This is a genomic window from Caballeronia sp. NCF2, assembly GCF_023631205.1.
In the GTDB taxonomy this organism is placed as follows: Bacteria; Pseudomonadota; Gammaproteobacteria; order Burkholderiales; family Burkholderiaceae; genus Caballeronia; species Caballeronia zhejiangensis.
The window spans coordinates 45,544-61,299 of sequence record NZ_JALQDN010000049.1; the positions used below are offsets into that span (position 1 = coordinate 45,544).

General features: G+C 65.7%; 8 protein-coding genes. 1 reads left to right on the plus strand and 7 read right to left on the minus strand.

All coding sequences use genetic code 11. The features are described 5' to 3' along the window. Positions 1–64 precede the first annotated feature (64 nt). Positions 65–2,116, minus strand: coding sequence for an FUSC family protein (locus NCS02_RS16265; protein ID WP_250502896.1), 2,052 nt, complete (start codon positions 2,114–2,116; stop codon positions 65–67). 160 nt (positions 2,117–2,276) lie between these two features. Here NCS02_RS16265 and NCS02_RS16270 point away from each other — a divergent pair, with 160 nt between their 5' ends. Further along, positions 2,277–3,236: a LysR family transcriptional regulator gene (locus NCS02_RS16270; protein ID WP_033537142.1), complete on the plus strand. Its 960-nt coding sequence runs from the start codon at positions 2,277–2,279 to the stop codon at positions 3,234–3,236. Between the two features lies 1 nt (position 3,237). Here the strand turns inward: NCS02_RS16270 and NCS02_RS16275 are convergent, their stop codons facing one another. The 6 genes from NCS02_RS16275 to bcsB form a co-directional block, all read right to left on the minus strand. Beyond that, on the minus strand, positions 3,238–3,921 hold the full coding sequence (locus NCS02_RS16275) for a Fe2+-dependent dioxygenase (protein WP_008353646.1): 684 nt from the start codon (positions 3,919–3,921) through the stop codon (positions 3,238–3,240). Positions 3,922–3,984: 63 nt separating this feature from the next. Beyond that, complete coding sequence (locus NCS02_RS16280) at positions 3,985–6,198, minus strand: TonB-dependent receptor (RefSeq protein WP_250502897.1); 2,214 nt, start codon at positions 6,196–6,198, stop codon at positions 3,985–3,987. A gap of 401 nt (positions 6,199–6,599) precedes the next feature. Then, on the minus strand, positions 6,600–7,553 hold the full coding sequence (locus NCS02_RS16285; RefSeq protein WP_175979197.1) for a LysR family transcriptional regulator: 954 nt from the start codon (positions 7,551–7,553) through the stop codon (positions 6,600–6,602). 70 nt (positions 7,554–7,623) lie between these two features. After that, the gene (locus NCS02_RS16290; RefSeq protein WP_250523233.1) at positions 7,624–12,129 is read right to left on the minus strand and encodes a cellulose biosynthesis protein BcsC; all 4,506 of its coding nucleotides are present in this window, start codon (positions 12,127–12,129) and stop codon (positions 7,624–7,626) included. Beyond that, on the minus strand, positions 12,123–13,265 hold the full coding sequence (gene bcsZ, locus NCS02_RS16295; RefSeq protein ID WP_175979199.1) for a cellulose synthase complex periplasmic endoglucanase BcsZ: 1,143 nt from the start codon (positions 13,263–13,265) through the stop codon (positions 12,123–12,125). Before bcsZ ends, NCS02_RS16290 begins: the two co-directional genes overlap by 7 nt. A 1-nt stretch (position 13,266) precedes the next feature. Further along, positions 13,267–15,756 carry a cellulose biosynthesis cyclic di-GMP-binding regulatory protein BcsB gene (gene bcsB / locus NCS02_RS16300; RefSeq protein WP_250502899.1) on the minus strand — a complete coding sequence of 830 codons (2,490 nt, stop codon included), beginning with the start codon at positions 15,754–15,756 and terminating at the stop codon, positions 13,267–13,269.

Sequence of the window (15,756 nt, forward strand, 5' to 3'; positions counted from 1 at the left end):
GCGCGACGCCGTGGATTAATCGCCGGACCAGGAAGTCAGCTTTGCATGGCGAGGAAGGATGCGTTCAGCGATGCGCGTCGAAGGGCGCATCCGGATCCACCAGCGCCGTGCGGACGAAGTGCAGGCACGCGAGCACGCGCTGCACCTCGCGCCGCGCGTTGCGTTCGTCGCGCGTGCGTTCGAGCATGTCTTCTGCGATCACGATCGACGCGACGACCGAAGCTATCGCGCGACGCAGCGTCCGGCTATCCGGCGTGCGGAACAGCACGGCGATATCGCGCAGCACACGCGCGAGCGACGTGCTCCACGCGATGCGCAATGCATCGGGAAAGCACGCCGTATGCAGCGCGCGGGAGTCGCGCCGAAGATCGATCATCGCTTGTCCGACTTCGAGCGTGACGAGCATCCACAGAAGCGCATGCCGATGTTCACGCGAGCGTCGCGTGAGCAAGGCGCGCAATTGCGACATCAGATCGTGCGTGCCCGAATGGAAGCGCTCGCCGAGTCCCGCGAGCTTGCCTTCGCATGCGAGCGCCGCTTGCGCGCGCAATTGCGCGAGCGTCTTGCCGACGAGCCAACGCGTGCGTGGCGGCACGATGACCGCGCACGCGATGGCCGCGCCGAGCATCGCGACGAGAACGGCAACGCCGTTGTTCAGCAACAGGCCCGGATCGTAGACGATGCGATTGTCGGGCGCGGCGAGCAGGCAGAAGAACACGCAGAAGCCGATGCCATAGCCCGCGCTCGACGGACGCATCGCGAGAAAAGCGCCTGCCGCGAGCGGCGGCGCGAGCATCGCGCACAGGAGCGCCAGGCCGTCGATCGCCGGATACACGCGACACAGATATGCATATCCGATGACGATCGCGAGCGCCGCACCCGCGGCCATCTGCGCGATGAATTTCGAAGGCCGCGCCAATGCCGACGACAACGCGCACGCGAGCGTCGCGCCGATGACGGCGTAGCCTCCGCTCGGCCACGCCGTCACGATCCAGAACCAGGCCGTCGCCGCGATCACGATGCCTGTACGCATGAAGGTCGCGACGACGACGAAGCGGCTGGTCCGCGCGTCGTATCGCGGCGCCGCGCGATGGTTCGGAATCGACAGATAGCGAATCGTATCGGCGATGAAGCGATACAGCAGCTCCGCCGATGTCGTGAAATCGAGTTGCGTCGCGTGATCGGTGTGAGGGAGCGCGCGTTGTGCATCGCGCAGGCGTTTCGGCAGCGTCGCTTTGTAGCGCTCCAGATGTTCCTTCAGCGCTTCGCGTTCGAAGATCTGCGCAAGCTCTTCGAAGAAGGGCGCGAGTGCATCGCTCGCGCGCAGGCGCTTCATCGATTGATCGAGCGCATGCAGGCGCGCGCATGCGTCCATGAAGGCGCTGTTCAGTTGCGCCAGCTTGCCGTTGCCCTGACGCATCGCGGGCGACTCATACGTGGCGAAACCACGCGTCGCTTCGAAGCCGACGATCTCATCGACGAAATCGGCGAAGCGGCGTTCGCGCGCGATACGCGAAAGACGTCCGCGCAATACGTCGGCGGCGAATGCGGCGAAACGCATCCGGCGCGCATCGAGCGACTGCGTGAGCGTCGCGCTCGCATGACGCGGAAACACGAGCGCGCTCACCACGCTCGAACACACGATGCCGAGCATCACTTCCGCACCGCGCGTGAGCGTTGCGATGAGCAGGCTGTTCGGATCGGTGACGGCGGGAATGCCGATCAGCGCAGCCGTATAGCCCGCGAGCACGAAGCCATACCAGCGAAAGTGCCGGTAACGCACGGCGAGCGCGGTGCACGCCGCGACCCATATCGTCAGCGCGAGCGCATGGAGCTCGGGCTGTTGCACGAACACGGCGCCGAGCGCGAGCGCGGCGATCATGCCGAGCGCCGTGCCCGCGAAACGATAGACGCTCTTCGCGAGCACCATGCCGGAGAACGGCTGCATCAGGACGAAGGTGGTCGTCATCGCGACGCGCGGCTGCGGCAATTCCAGCCGCATCGCAATGCTCATCGCGATGAACGCGGCCAGCAAGGTCTTTGCGAGATGCAGCCAGACGTGGCCATCGGTGACGAGCCAGTCGCGCATCGACAGGCGTGCTTGCTGGAGCGACATGCTGACCGCCGATAGTCCTCTCGTCATGAAGGCGCCGATTGTAGGCAAGCGGACCGGGCGGATTAATGTGCAAATCAGGGAACATTCTTTCCTGATTCAACAACAATCGATCGCGCGCCAAGGCGGACAATAGCGCTTCCGAAGTGAATGTGACGGTTTGATGGACACCCTACAGAACATGCGGGTTTTCACTCGCGTGATCGAGGCCGGCAGCTTTACGGCTGCGGCTCAGTCGATGAACTCGACGACCGGCGCGATGTCGCGCGCCGTATCCGAACTCGAAGCCCATTTGCGCACGCGCCTGATGAACCGCTCCACGCGGCGTCTCGCGCTGACATCGGCGGGCGAGCGTTATCTGAAGCGCGTGCGGCAGATTCTCGCCGATATCGACGGCGCCGAAGAAGAAGCAAGCTGCGCGTATGAGCATCCGACGGGCACGTTGCGCATGTCCAGTTTCGCGAGCGTCGGACAACATTACATATTGCCTGCGATCGCGCGATATCGCGCGCTCTATCCCGATGTGAAAGTCGAACTCACGCTATCGCAGCGCATGCCCGATCTCTTCGAAGGCAGCAGCGACGTAGCGGTGGTGTCGGCGGGCGCGCTGTCGGATTCTGAAGTGATTTCGCACAAGCTGGGCGAGACCTTCAGCATTCTGTGCGCGTCGCCGGAATACATACGTTCGCGCGGCGCGCCCGACGTGCCCGCGGATCTCGCGCAACACGATTGCCTCACGCTGCAGACGCCCGCGTTTCCCGCGCGCGAGTGGACGCTCGAAGGGCCGGAAGGCCGCGAGACGATGCAGATCAGCGGAACGGTGCAGGTGAACATCGCGGAATCGCTCGTCGTCGCGATTCGCGAAGGCATGGGCATCGGCATGTTGCCGCTCTATGCTGCGATCGAAGGCTTGCGCAATGGCTCGCTCGTGCGCGTGCTACCGCAGCACACGCTGCAGCGCACGAATCTCTACGCGCTCTATGCGTCGCGCAAGTTCGTCGATGCGAAGACGCGTACGTGGGTCGAATTCCTGCGCGCGCATCTTCCCGACGTGATCGCGCGCGATGAAGCGTTGCTCGCGGAAGTGGGCCGAACGCCATCGAAGGTTCTGCGCGCCGCGTGAATCACGTATCGCTCCACATGCGCAACAGGTTGTGATAGCAGCCGACGAGCGTGCGTTTCGCGCTTTCGTCGCCGTTGGTCGCATTCAGGCGTTGAATGGAGTTGTCGAGATCGAAGAGCAGCGCGCGTTGCGCATCGTCGCGCACGAGGCTTTGCGCCCAGAAGAAACTCGACACGCGTGCGCCGCGCGTGACGGGCCGCACCTGATGCAGGCTCGTCGCGGGATAGACGATCGCATGTCCCGCGGGCAGCTTCACTTCCTGCACGCCGTACGTGTCTTCGATGATGAGCTCGCCGCCGTCGTATTCGTCGGGCGGCGTGAGAAAGAGCGTGATCGATACATCGGTACGCACGCGCGCGCCATGCCCCGGCACGATGCGGATCGCGCCATCGACATGACTGCCGAAATGCATGCCGCCTTCATAGCGATTGAAAAGCGGCGGATATACGCGATTGGGCAGCACCGCGCTGATGAAAAGCGGATGACGCTCCAGCACGCCGACGAGCGCGTCGCCGAGTTCGAGCGCGATCGGCGAGCCTTCCGCGATCTGCATGTTGCGCTTGACCGGCGCGCCCTGATAGCCGGCGGTCGCGCGGCCATCGACCCATGAGTCGCTTGCTTCGAGACGCGCGCGCATTGCGGCGGCGTCCTCGGGGGAGAGCACGTTCGGTATCGAGAGGATCATTGTCATTGCCTTCGCGAGCGCGCGCCATGAGTCGCATGGCGCGCGCATTCGCATCACATCACATCAACGGAAGCGGTAATTCAACGTCGCGATGAACGTGCGGCCGAGACCCGGCACCGCGCGTCCGCCATCGGACGGAATCAGGGCGTCGTAGTACTTCTTGTCGAACAGGTTCTGCACGTTGAACTGGATATCGTAGCGCTTCTGATGATATGCGGCCATCGCGTCCCAGCGCACGTAGCCGCCCGCTTGAACGAAATTGTTGTTCGCCGCGTAGCGCGACGATACATACGAAGGCCCGCCGCCGATCTGCCATACGGGCGTGAAGTCGTACGTCGTCCACAGCGTCAACATGTGCTTCGGCGTGTTGGCGGGCGTGTTGCCTTGCGTGCCGTCGAATGCCTTCAGGATGGTGCCATCCATGTACGTGTAGCCGCCGAACATCTGCCATTGCCGCGTGATGTGGCCGGCGATGCCGAGCTGATAGCCGCGCACGCGCACGTCGCCATCGAGTGAATAGCTGCCGTCCGAAGCGAGCGTGCGCGCATTGGTCTTCTCGATGTTGAAGAGCGATTGCGTGATCGACAGGCCGCCGTTCAGCAGATCCCACTTCGAGCCGATTTCATAGGACTTGTTGTGCTCGGGCGGCAGGTTTTGCTGGCCGTTGGTGAGCGTGAGCGCTTCGAGCGACGGATCGAACGACGTGCCGTACGAGACGTAGTACGACTGCCAGTCCGTCGGCTGCCATACGACGCCTGTGCGCACGCTCGTGAAATAGTTCGTCTGCGTCGCGTAACCGGGCTGATTGATCGAGTTGTTGATCGCCGCTTCATAGCGGTCCCAGCGCACGCCGCCGATCCACTTCCAGTGCTCGCCGATCGAGATGGTGTCGTTCAAATAGACGCCGATGCCGTTCGCGCTCGACTCCGCGAGATTGGTCGCCACTTCGCGATAGTTCGCTGGACGCGGCACATACGCCGGATCCACGAGCGGCACGATGGCGAGCGTGTTCGACGGCAGACCCGGCGTGGTCGCCGTGAAGGTCTGGTTGCTATACGTTTCGTGACTCAGATCGACGCCCGCGAGCATGTCGTGCTTCAAGGGGCCGGTCGCGAACTTGCCTTGAACGTCGGTCGTGTTGTAGACCGAGTGATCGTTGATGGTGCGGTCCTTGCCTTGCAGACGCACGAAGAGCGACGAGAGCGGCAGCGTCGTGTAATTGCCGTTCGAGAGCGCGGGCGACGTGCCGAGCGGGCCCGTCAGCACGGCCGCCGCGTTGGTCGCGCGCGCTTCGGTGCTGTAGTGGCTGAACTGCGTCTGGTTGCGCAGCGTGAACATGTCGTCGAAGCGATGTTCGATGCGCGCGTTCACCGTCTGCACATCCTGAATCGTGCGGTCGTCGGTGAAGCCGTAGAAGGTCTTCGTATCGACGGGCGCGGGATGGCCGTTCAACGGCGGAATGCCGTAGTCGGGCTGATCGCGGTTGTGCTGGATCAGCGCCGACAACGTCACCTGCGTCGGCGTGCCGATGCCGAATTTCACTTCGGGCGCGATGCCGTAGTCCTTGTTGATCATCTCGTCGCGCGTCGAGCCCATCGACTGGCCGAACGCGTTGATGCGGAACGCGGAGGTATCCGTCATCGGCTGATTGATATCGACCGTCGTGCGATAGCGGTCGTGCGTGCCGGCTTGCAGCGAGACATCGGCGCGCGGATTCAGCGTCGGCTGCTTGCTGACCTGATTGATGACGCCGCCCGTCGAACCGCGCCCGAAGTACAGCGACGACGGCCCGTACAGCACGTCGATCGATTCCAGATTGAACGTATCGCGATAGTACTGGCCGCGATCGCGGAAGCCGTCGAGATAGATGTCGGTGCGCGCCGAGAAGCCGCGCAGGTTGATGTTATTGCCGATCTGGCCGCCTTCGGCCGCGCCGAGCGTGACGCCGGGCACGTTGCGCAGCGCATCGGAGAAAGAGCTCACGGCCTGCGATTGCAGCACCGCCTTCGGCACCACGACGACGGCTTGCGGAATGTCGCGCAGCGCGGTCGGCACCTTTGCGCCGACGCTCGACATCTCCGGCTGGAAGTCGGGCGCGTCGGCCTGACCCGTCACCTTGACGGCGGGCAGGGTCGCGGTTTCGGGTGCGGCGGCGGAGGGCGTGTCTTGCGGTGCGGCTTGTGCGGATTGCGGGGCGGTCTGGGCGTAAAGCGGCGCGGCCATGGGCACGGCGGCAATAGTCACCAATGCCGCAGCAAGCGGCGTCTTTCTCAACATGTCGTTTTCCCGATGCTTGTTAGTGAAATTCAAATCGGCAGCGAAGCGGGTTTTCGACTGCCGACGTTGACCGATCCGAGATCGAGGCGAAGGCGGGCGACGTCGTCGAGAAAGAACCGGCGGCGGCGCCCTGGGAGCGCACGTCGCGCTCGACGGGCTTCATTGAGTCAACCTATCGGCGCGATGGTGTTAAATGCGAATCAGTATCATTACATGTCTCAGAAACATTTGGAAATATCCTAGTTTCGCGACGGGTCTTTTTGCCCCTTTTTGTGACGGCGGCGCAACGTAAGATTCTGTAAGGTTGGCTTTGGCGCTTGGGCGGCGCCGCTGAAGGCTTGCTGGACGGGATTGAGCGGGCGAGCAGCAGGCGATGAAGAACGACGCTACGACGAAGCGCTTCAGAACCCCGCGACGCCCGATGTAACGAGCGAGTAAGGTCCGCTCGTCAATTGCTGTCTGAGAAACTCGATGCACACGCGAATCTTCGCCGAATGCGACGAGCGCGCCGACGTCACCGCCCACACGTCCGCGCGCTGCCGATAAGCCGGCAGAACGGGCACGAGACGGCCGTTTTGAAGACTGCCGGCGGCGTCCCAGATCGAGCACATCACGATGCCGAAACCTTCCTCGGCCCACTGCCGCACGATGTCGCTGTGGTTCGAAGCAATCGGCCCGGTCACTTTGACGCTTTCCTCGCCGTTCGGCCCGGCGAGCCGCCAGACGCCGAAACGCTGATCGCGCCCGCGAAACAGCAGGCAATCGTGATGCGCCAGTTCGGCCAGCGTTCTAGGCGTGCCGCGCCGTTCGAGATACGCGGGCGCGGCGGCGAGCACGCGAAAACTGTCGACGATCTTGTGCGCGATCAGATGCGGCTCCAGCACTTCGCCGACGCGAATGTCGATATCGAAGTTCTCGCCGACGAGATCGACGCGCCGGTCGAGCAGTTCGAGCCAGATTTCCAGCCCCGGATGGCGACGCCGTAGCAAGGTGAGCGCGGGCGAAACATGCTCGCGCCCGAGCCGCAGACTCGTGCCGATCCGCAAGACGCCGCGCGGATCGTCGAGGCCGGCGAAGGCGTCGGCCATGCCCTGGACGTCGTCGAGAATCTTTTGCGCCCATTGGAACGCCGCTTCGCCGTCGCTCGTGATGGACACGCGGCGCGTCGTGCGCGTGAAGAGCCTGACGCCGAGACTCGTCTCCAGCATCGCAATGCGCTTGCTGACGTGCGCCGGCGAGATGCCGGTCTCGGTCGCGGCGGCGATGAAGCTCGAACGCCGCGCGACGATGCAGAACAACTGCAAGTCGCGCAGGAATTGGTCGTTGTTCGCGACGAGCGCGCTTTGCGTTTTCATTCGAACGATGTTGGCCCGCTTGCGGCAGTGGATCAAGCCTAGCCGCAAGCGCGGCGCACGCGCAAGAACATCAGTTCGACAGCGACAGATACGGCGAGCTGAACGCCTGCGGCGGAAACACCGGCTGCGCGCCGCCTTGACGCGTGAAGCTGTAGCGCACATAAACGGCGGCGAGCCACTCGCGATACTGATACGCGTTGCCGAACGATGCCGTCGCGCCGAACGCGAGTTGTGGCGCGAGCTGGTATTCGCCCGTCGCGCTGAGCGAATACGACACGCCCGTCTTGCTCTGGCCGGGATAGACCGCGCCCGCATCCGGCGTCGCGCCGGAACTCGCGGCTCGCGCCTGATACGTGCCGTTCGTCGGGAAATAGTCCGACGCGTCCTGCCGATAATGCTGCACGCCGATCGAACCCTTCAGGTCGTACGTGAAAAGCCCCGTGCGTCCCATGTATTCGACCGGGAAGTTCAGGATCACGTACTGCTGCGGGCTGAAGTAGCCGCCTTGGCCATACGTGAAGTACGACAGGTTCTTGTCGTAGTGCATCAGCGTGGTGTTGGCGCCGACGGTCAGCGTCTGGTCGGCATCCTTGATGAGACGCGTGTAGATGCCGCCGCCGCCCTTCACCGCGTTGTTGGTCGCGACCTGATTGCCGTCGAGGAACTGATACGCCGCGTTCACGTAGACGCCGCTCGTGCCGTCGTCCCAGCCGAGGTCGGCGCGCGCGCCCGTCGATGTCACGCCGCCCCATTCGAGGTTCGCGCCCTGATCGCGCGCGCCGGCGTACGAAAGCAGGCTGTCGGTGACGGCGCGGCGGGCGACGGCGAGCGAATACGACACCTTGTCGGTGATTGCCTTCTGATACTGCAATCCGCCGACGACATTGGTCTCGCGAAAGCCGAGCGGCGTCGTGCCGACATCGCCCTTGAAGTTGCGGTTCTCGTAGCCGAGCGAGAGCCCGACGCCCGTCGCCGTCTGCGAGCCGTAGTTGTTGGTGGGCGGCGTGGCGGTCGCGCCGAGGCCGGAGCCGAAGCGCGCGAGCGTGTTCGGCTCGCTGCTCGCGGTGCCGGCGTCGAGCGTGACGGGCGTCGCGCGCACGATGACGTGGCCGTTGCCGGCCTTGATGCGGCCTTCGATGGGCGCTTCGATATCGGTCAGGTTCGAGAGGCCGTCCTCGCCGTCGCGGCTGCGGAAGATGAGGCCGCCGGAAATCGTGCTCGCCTGCTCGCGATTGATCTGCGCGAGTTCCTCCGCGACGCCCGCCGTCTGCGAATTCGCGACCGGCGCGGGAACGCCGCCCGTGCTCATCGTCGCGGCTGCGGCGGCGCGCTGCGCGGGTTGCGCCTGCGACGGGTAATAAGGCTGCGCGTAGCCCGCGGGCGGCTGCGGGATGTACTGCTGCTGCGCGTACTGCGGCGGCGCGTATGGCTGCGGCGCGTACTGTTGCGGCTGCTGGTAATAAGGCTGCTGCTGCGGCGGCGGCGCGCCGTAGGCGTACGGATCGGCGGGACGCGTCGTCGCGGTCTTGGGCGATGACGCCGGCTTCCTCTTCGAGCTGGCGGGCAGCGGCGCGTTGTACGCATTGGCTTGCGCCTCGCGCGCGCCGGGCGACATCGGCCAGGGCTCGGCATACGGATCCTGCGCGGCGTAAGGCTGCTGCTGATACGGCTGCTGTTGATACTGCGGCGGCTGCGGATAAGCCGGCTGATACCCGCCATCCTGTCCCGGATACGGCTGCAACGGCGCGCCCGATTGACCCGAGCCATACGCGTCGGGTCCGTAGCCGCCGCTCGGCACCGGGCGCGGCGCGGCGTTGGGCATCGTCATCGGAGCGGAGGACGGCGCGACGTAAGGCACGGAATACGGCGCGGGCTGAGGAGGCGGCAGATAGTTCGGCACGGGCTGCGAATAACCTTGAGGAAGGGCCTGACGATAAGACGCGTCCGATGCGAGCGCCGGGTTCGACGCCGTATCGACGGCCGTCTTGCCTTCGAACGGATTGGTGCCGGGCAGCGGATTCGAGCCGACACGGCTCATCGCGGTTTCCCAGCCGGGCGGGACATTGCCGCGTCCCTGCGCCGACGCCGCCGGCGCGGGCGTATTCGCGGCGACGAGCGAGCGTTGCAGGAACTGCGCGGCGAGATCGAGCTTGCCTTGCGCGCGATACATCCGGCCGATCGCGGCGAGCACGCCCGGATCGTTCGGCGCGGCTTCGTACGCCTGATTCGCGTAGGTCTGAGCGAGCTTGAAATCGCGCACGCCGCTCGCCGCCGACATCGCCGCCGTCTGCAAGCCGATATCGTCCGGACGGCGCGACAGCGCTTTTTGATAGCACGAGAGCGCGTTGCGGTCATCGCCCGCCGATGTGTACATGCGGCCGAGCGCCGCCTGCAGGTCGGCGTTGTCGGGCATCGCGGCGAGCCACGGCGCGATCACGTCGTAGGCGGCGGCGAGATCGCCTTGCCGGCGCACGACATCCGCACGCGCGATGACGATGCCCACGTTCAGATTGTTGAAGTCCGCGCGCTGCTGCGTCGTGAGCGGCATCGATTGCAGGCGGCGCATCACCGAGCCGAGCTCGGCTTCCTGCTGCGTCGCCGACAGAATGCCCGCGTATTGCAGCAGAAGACCGGTATCGTTCGGCGCATTGGCGATGGCGCCGCGCACGAGCGACAACGCCCGCGCCGGATCGCCCGCCTTGACGTAGGCCGATGCCACCGCGCCCATCAATTCCGCATTGCCCGCCGCAACGGGTTCCGCGCGGCGCAGAATCGCGAACGCCTGCTGACGCTGACCGGACGCAGCGGCGCGCGTCGCGAGATCGGCCTGCTGATGCACCCACAGGCGATGTTGCAACGCGGTCATCGCCGGCGTGCGTTGCGCGGCCGGAATGCGGTCGAGTTGCGCGAGCCCGGCCGGCCAGTCCTGCGTTTCGGCGGAGAGCAGCGCGCTCGCGTAGAGCGCGTCGGTCATGTCGGGATGCGTGGCGAGCAGGCCGTCCATCATGCTGCGCGCATTGCCGACCGCGCCCTGACGGACGTAGATGCGCGCGAGATCGAGCCGCAGCCACGGATCGTCGGGATTGTTGAGCAGCGCGTCTTCGAAGAGACTGCGCGCCGCACCGAGATCGCCGCGTGCTTCCGCCGCGCGCGCCTGTGCCGCCTGCGCTTCGCCGCGCAGCTTGTTGATGCCGCCGGCCTTCGCCTGCTGTTCCGTGTTCAGCCGATTGGCGAACTCGAGCGCTTCGTCGCCGCGCCCTTGCGCGGCCAGTGCGCCGACGAGTCCGCGAATCGCATCCGGATTGTCGGCCTGGCGGCGCAGCGCCATGCGATACGCCGCTTCCGCGCCGCGCGGGTCGCCGTTCGCGAGCAGCATTTCGCCGAGCAGCACTTGCGCGGTGACTTCGGACGGATCGGTTGCGATCGCGCGTTCGAACAGCGCCTTCGCTTGCGCGATCTGGCCGTTGCTGCGCGCGCCGATGGCATCGCTCGTATAGGTCCAGTAGGTCGCGCTCGTGAGCGCGTCTTTCCAGCGCGCCGCATTGCCGGCCCGCGACGCGCGTTCGAGATACGTGCGCGCTTCGGAAAAACGCTCCTGCTTCAACGACGCGACGCCCATGCCGCCGAGCGCATCGGCGTCGTTCGGATTGCTCGCCAGCACCGACGAAAAACGCGCGCGCGCCGTCACGAGGTCGCCGCGATCGAGCGCGGTGAAACCTTCCGCGACGGTCCGTCCGCGCGCATCGACGGCGGCGTCGGCCTGCGAGCGCTCGCGTGCCGATTTGTCCTGCTGCACCATCGAATCGAAGCGCGCTTTGACGGCGGCGTCATCGGGCGCGACTTGCAGATACGCCTGATAAAGCGGCGCATCCGATGCGCGCGCGCCGAGCCACAAGAGCGCCTGCCGCCAGCTTTTTCTCGCGTCGGCGCCGACAGCGCTGTCGCCCGACAGCTTCGCGAGCCGCGCGATGCCGTCGCGCCGCGTCGTATCGCGATACGTCAGATGCTGCGCATAGGCGAGCTGATAGCGCGGCTCGTCGGGATTCTCGCGCGCCAGTTGTTCGAGGCCGCGCCGCGCTTCGTCCCAGCCTTGCGGCGTGGCGGCGAGCGCCTGGTAATACTCCAGCTGAAGTCCGGGCGTCGCGGGCTTGCCGTCGATCGCGCGCTTGTATTCCTGCACCGCCGATGCGCTTTGTCCGCTTTGCGCGAGACGCCGCGCGTCGTTCACGGTCTGATCGCGCGAACTGGTTTCGCCAAGCCGCCGGCCGAGTTCGTCGATGTTCGGATAACTCGGCGCGACCTGGCGCAACTGCGCGAGATACTGCTGCGCGCCGCTGCCGTCCTTGCGATCGGCGAGCACCATGCCCATGCCGAAAAGCGCATCGGGCTGCTTCGGATTGATGCGCAGCACTTTCTGCCACGCCTGTTCCGCGAGATCGCCGCGCTTGTGCGCCTGCCAGTATTTGCCTTGATCGATGAGCACGTTCAGCGGATCGGCGGCGGCCTGCGCGAAGGCCATCGCCGGTGCGGCGCAGATCAGCGCCGCGATCACGCGTTTTCTGGTCTGGATCAGCATGCGCTTCTCCAGTTCGGCACGAGACGGCCGTTTTCATCGAAGCGATATCGACCGTCGATGAAACCGCCGCCAAAGAGACCGAGCACGCGATCGTAATAGACCGGCTCGCGTCCCGCGCCCGGCGGCGCGGTCAGCGCTTCGAGATGCGCGCGCGCGAGGCCCAGGCCGCGTTCGTCGTTGAGCGCCTTGAAGTACGGCGCGAGCGCGGCCCAGTAAGACAGCGGACCTTCGCCCGTCGCCGCGCCGGTCGTCACGTTGACCTTTTCCGGCGGAAAGCCCGCCTGCGCGACGCTCTGGCGCATGCCGCCGAGCGCATCGAGCCACGGACGCGCGAGCGGATCGCCCGGCGACGTCATGCCGGCCCACAGATAGACGCGGATCGCGTCGTAGCTGCCGACATCGCCGTTCTTCGGATCGACGACGAACCGGCCGTTCTGATACGCGGCCCAGTCCGGCGCGTAGCCGCGCGGCGACGTCACCTTGATCGTTTTCGCGGCGCTCTGCGCGAGCTTCGTCCACGGGCCGTCGGGCATGTCGTGCGCGAGCCCGCGCAAAACCGGCAGCGGCAGATAGCTCGGATTCAGCCGCGTCACGTCGCCGATGCGAAAGCCTTGCGGACCGGGCAGAAGCATCGGTCCGAGGCCGGGCAGGTCGACGGTTTCCTGCTTCACGATCTGCGTCGCGAGCGCGTAGGCGAGCTTCGTGTACGCCGGTTCCTTCCACAGGCGACCGGCCTGGAAGAGGTCGTACGCGATCCACACATCCGAGTCCGACGCCGAATTCGGGTCCATCACGCCGAACGAGCCGTCCGGTTTCTTGCCCCATTGCCATGCGGGCAGACGCACGTTATTCGAATCGAACTGATTGGCCGACAAGTTCGTGCGCGTCCAGCCGAGCACCCGGTCGAAGGTCGCGCGGTCGTTGGCGACGAGTGCGAAGAACAGCGCGTAGGACTGGCCTTCGGAGGTCGTCTGCTGCGCTTCGGTCGAACGGTCGATCACGCGGCCATCGGCCTGAACGACGCGCTCCACGAACAGCCGATACGCGGACCAGTCGCATTGCTGCGCCGCGTTTGCGCCCGTCACGGACGCGGCAATCGTTGCACCAGCGAAAATCTTGGCGGTCGATACCCGCATATCAGTCCCTCAGGCGCCGCGCGGCGATCGAGCGCAGCGTACGGTAGAACAGGGCCGCGATGATGAGCGCGGCGAGCACGCCGGCGAGCACCAGCAGAATCGGATGCGACGACAGCGCCCAGCGCATGTAGTGCATCGGCGAAAGATGGCCGACGTAGTACGCCTCGCCGTTCGACGTGACCGTCACCGTGCGGCCGTGGATCACGGCCATCGCGCCTTGAATCGACGGCAGCAGGTCGTTGTCGAGCAGGGCGGCGGAAAGATCGGCGTCGGACTGGCCCGCCGCGCTGATGAGCGCCACCGCGCTGCGCCCGTTCTTGAGCGGCGATTCGAAGCCGGTCAGAAGCGCATCGCCGTTCGAGCTGACGAGCGACAAATCCGCGCGCGCGGGCGAGCGTTCCGGGCCTTGCTCGCCATGCCACCAGTCGACGAGCTTGAACGCGACATCGGAAAGCTGGAACGTGCGCGCGTCGCCGTCGCCGGAAAAGGGCATCTGCTTCGCCCAGCGTTGCAGCAGCGGCTGGCGTCCGGGCGAACCGAGTATCAGCAGATCCTTGTCGGCGAAGCGGTCGACGTCGTTCGCGCTCGTGACCGTCACGCCCGTCACCGGATAACCCGTCGATGCGCCCATGCGGCCCATTTCGAGCAGATACAGGCTGTAGTCGGCCGAGTTCGGCTCGTTCGGCAGCACGACCGCCGTCTGCGAAAGATCGGCCATGCGCGTGAACGGGAAGCCGCCGTTGGCGAACGCGGCCAGATCGGGCAGCGCCATGTAGTGCGGGAAACCGGAGAGATCGATGGTCGAATTCGGATCGACCGCGCCGACGACGTTATCGAGCACGCGGCCCTGGCATTCGCCCGTCTTGGGGATGTCGTAATAGAAATGCAGACGCAGTTGCGCGCGCGGCGTGATGAGCAGCGGCGGCAGATAAATCTCGCGGCGCGCGGCGACCGTCTTGTCCGGCATCACGCGGCTGAAGTAGTGACCGAGATCGAACGTCGATGTCGATACGGCCGGAATGCGCAGCGACTGCACGAAGCCATTGTTGACGCTGATATTGAGCGACGAGCGATCCGGCGCGGGCCGCACCGTGTAGCGATAGCCGAGATCGACGGGCACGCCCTTCGTCTGCCACATGAAGAGATCGGGCGGCACGCGCAGATTCACGCGCACGGCATCGGCGTCGTAGCCGTAGGCGGTCAGGTCGCGCGCTTCCGCGAGCTCGCCGAAGCGCACGGGGCGGTCGGTCGGCAGCCAGTTGGGGGCATCGTACGGGCGGCGCGGCTGAAGGTCGTTGAACTGCGTGATCGTCGCGCTCGTGCCGGACAGCGTGTTCTGTCCGACGCCAAGGGCCTTCGCGGCGGTCTTCAGCTCGTTGTCGTCGCGGCCGAGCACGAGCAAGAGACGCCCGCGCGCGTTCGCGTCGCGTTCGACGAGCGCGATCGTCGGACCGGAGACAGGCGGAATGTCGACGCCCGCGATCTTCGCATCGCCGATGGCGAACACCACGGCATTGCCCGACAGCGGCACGTTGTCCGTCTGCGCCGGAAAGATCGCGCCGCGATAGCCCGCGAGCGAGCCGAAGTACGACGCGACCATGCCGGCGGCTTCGAGCGTCGGCAGGCTCGGCTTGCCCGCGAACACGAAAGGCAGTTCGAGGCGGCGCACGTCGCGCCGGTCGAAGAACGGAGTCGGCAGCGCGGCGAGATCGGGCTTGTTCGCGATCGACGCATACGTGAGATCGAGCGAACTCGCGTTGCTGACGGTCGCCCAGAGCGTCGAGTTCGACGGATCCTCGCACTGCTGCGTGTAGTGGCCGATCAACTGCACGTTGAGGTGATTGAACTCGGTGATGAAGCGCGGATCGATCGCCACGTCGCGCGCGACCAGCGTGCCGGCCTGTTCTTTCGGCACCGGCAGCGTCGCGGCCACTTCGCCGTTGATGAGCACCTTCAACTGCGAAATCGACGGCAACAGCGACGGCGAATAGCTATAGATCAGATGCAGGATCGCGCCGGTCACGACTTCGTCGCCGCGCACCGAAAACGCGATGCCGTTCTGGCCATCGGTGCCGCGCAGTTGCAGCGGATCGAGCGCGCCGTAATCGGCGAAGGTCAGCGTCTGACGGCGGCCGCCCGGAACCAGCGTGCCGGGATCGGCGGTCGTCGGAATGCGCGACGTGAGCGGCTTCTCGGGCTTGCCGGAAAACGCGGGCACGGGCATCGCGAGCGGCGCTTGCTGAATCGACGCCGGGTTGTAGACGACGGCGGGACTCGGCGCGGGCACGGCGCCGACGCCGGTCGCCTGCTGCGCGCCGCCGATTGCCGCAGCGCTTTCGGCCGCCGCCGCGATGGACGCGAAGGGCGCGGCGAACGCCGTCTGCAAGGCCACGAAGACGGCCAGCGCGCGTGCAAAGGGTCGTTCGCAAAAACGCGGCGCGCGCTCGCCCGTTTCTTTTTCAACGCGCAACTTCGACATACCGATGCCCAT

Excerpts from the sequence above, each read along its gene's own strand:
- NCS02_RS16265 (WP_250502896.1), bottom strand. The coding sequence starts at position 2,116 with ATGTCGCTCCAGCAAGCACGCCTGTCGATGCGCGACTGGCTCGTCACC.
- NCS02_RS16270 (WP_033537142.1), top strand. The coding sequence starts at position 2,277 with ATGGACACCCTACAGAACATGCGGGTTTTCACTCGCGTGATCGAGGCC.
- NCS02_RS16275 (WP_008353646.1), bottom strand. The coding sequence starts at position 3,921 with ATGATCCTCTCGATACCGAACGTGCTCTCCCCCGAGGACGCCGCCGCA.
- NCS02_RS16280 (WP_250502897.1), bottom strand. The coding sequence starts at position 6,198 with ATGTTGAGAAAGACGCCGCTTGCTGCGGCATTGGTGACTATTGCCGCC.
- NCS02_RS16285 (WP_175979197.1), bottom strand. The coding sequence starts at position 7,553 with ATGAAAACGCAAAGCGCGCTCGTCGCGAACAACGACCAATTCCTGCGC.
- NCS02_RS16290 (WP_250523233.1), bottom strand. The coding sequence starts at position 12,129 with ATGCTGATCCAGACCAGAAAACGCGTGATCGCGGCGCTGATCTGCGCC.
- bcsZ (WP_175979199.1), bottom strand. The coding sequence starts at position 13,265 with ATGCGGGTATCGACCGCCAAGATTTTCGCTGGTGCAACGATTGCCGCG.
- bcsB (WP_250502899.1), bottom strand. The coding sequence starts at position 15,756 with ATGGGCATCGGTATGTCGAAGTTGCGCGTTGAAAAAGAAACGGGCGAG.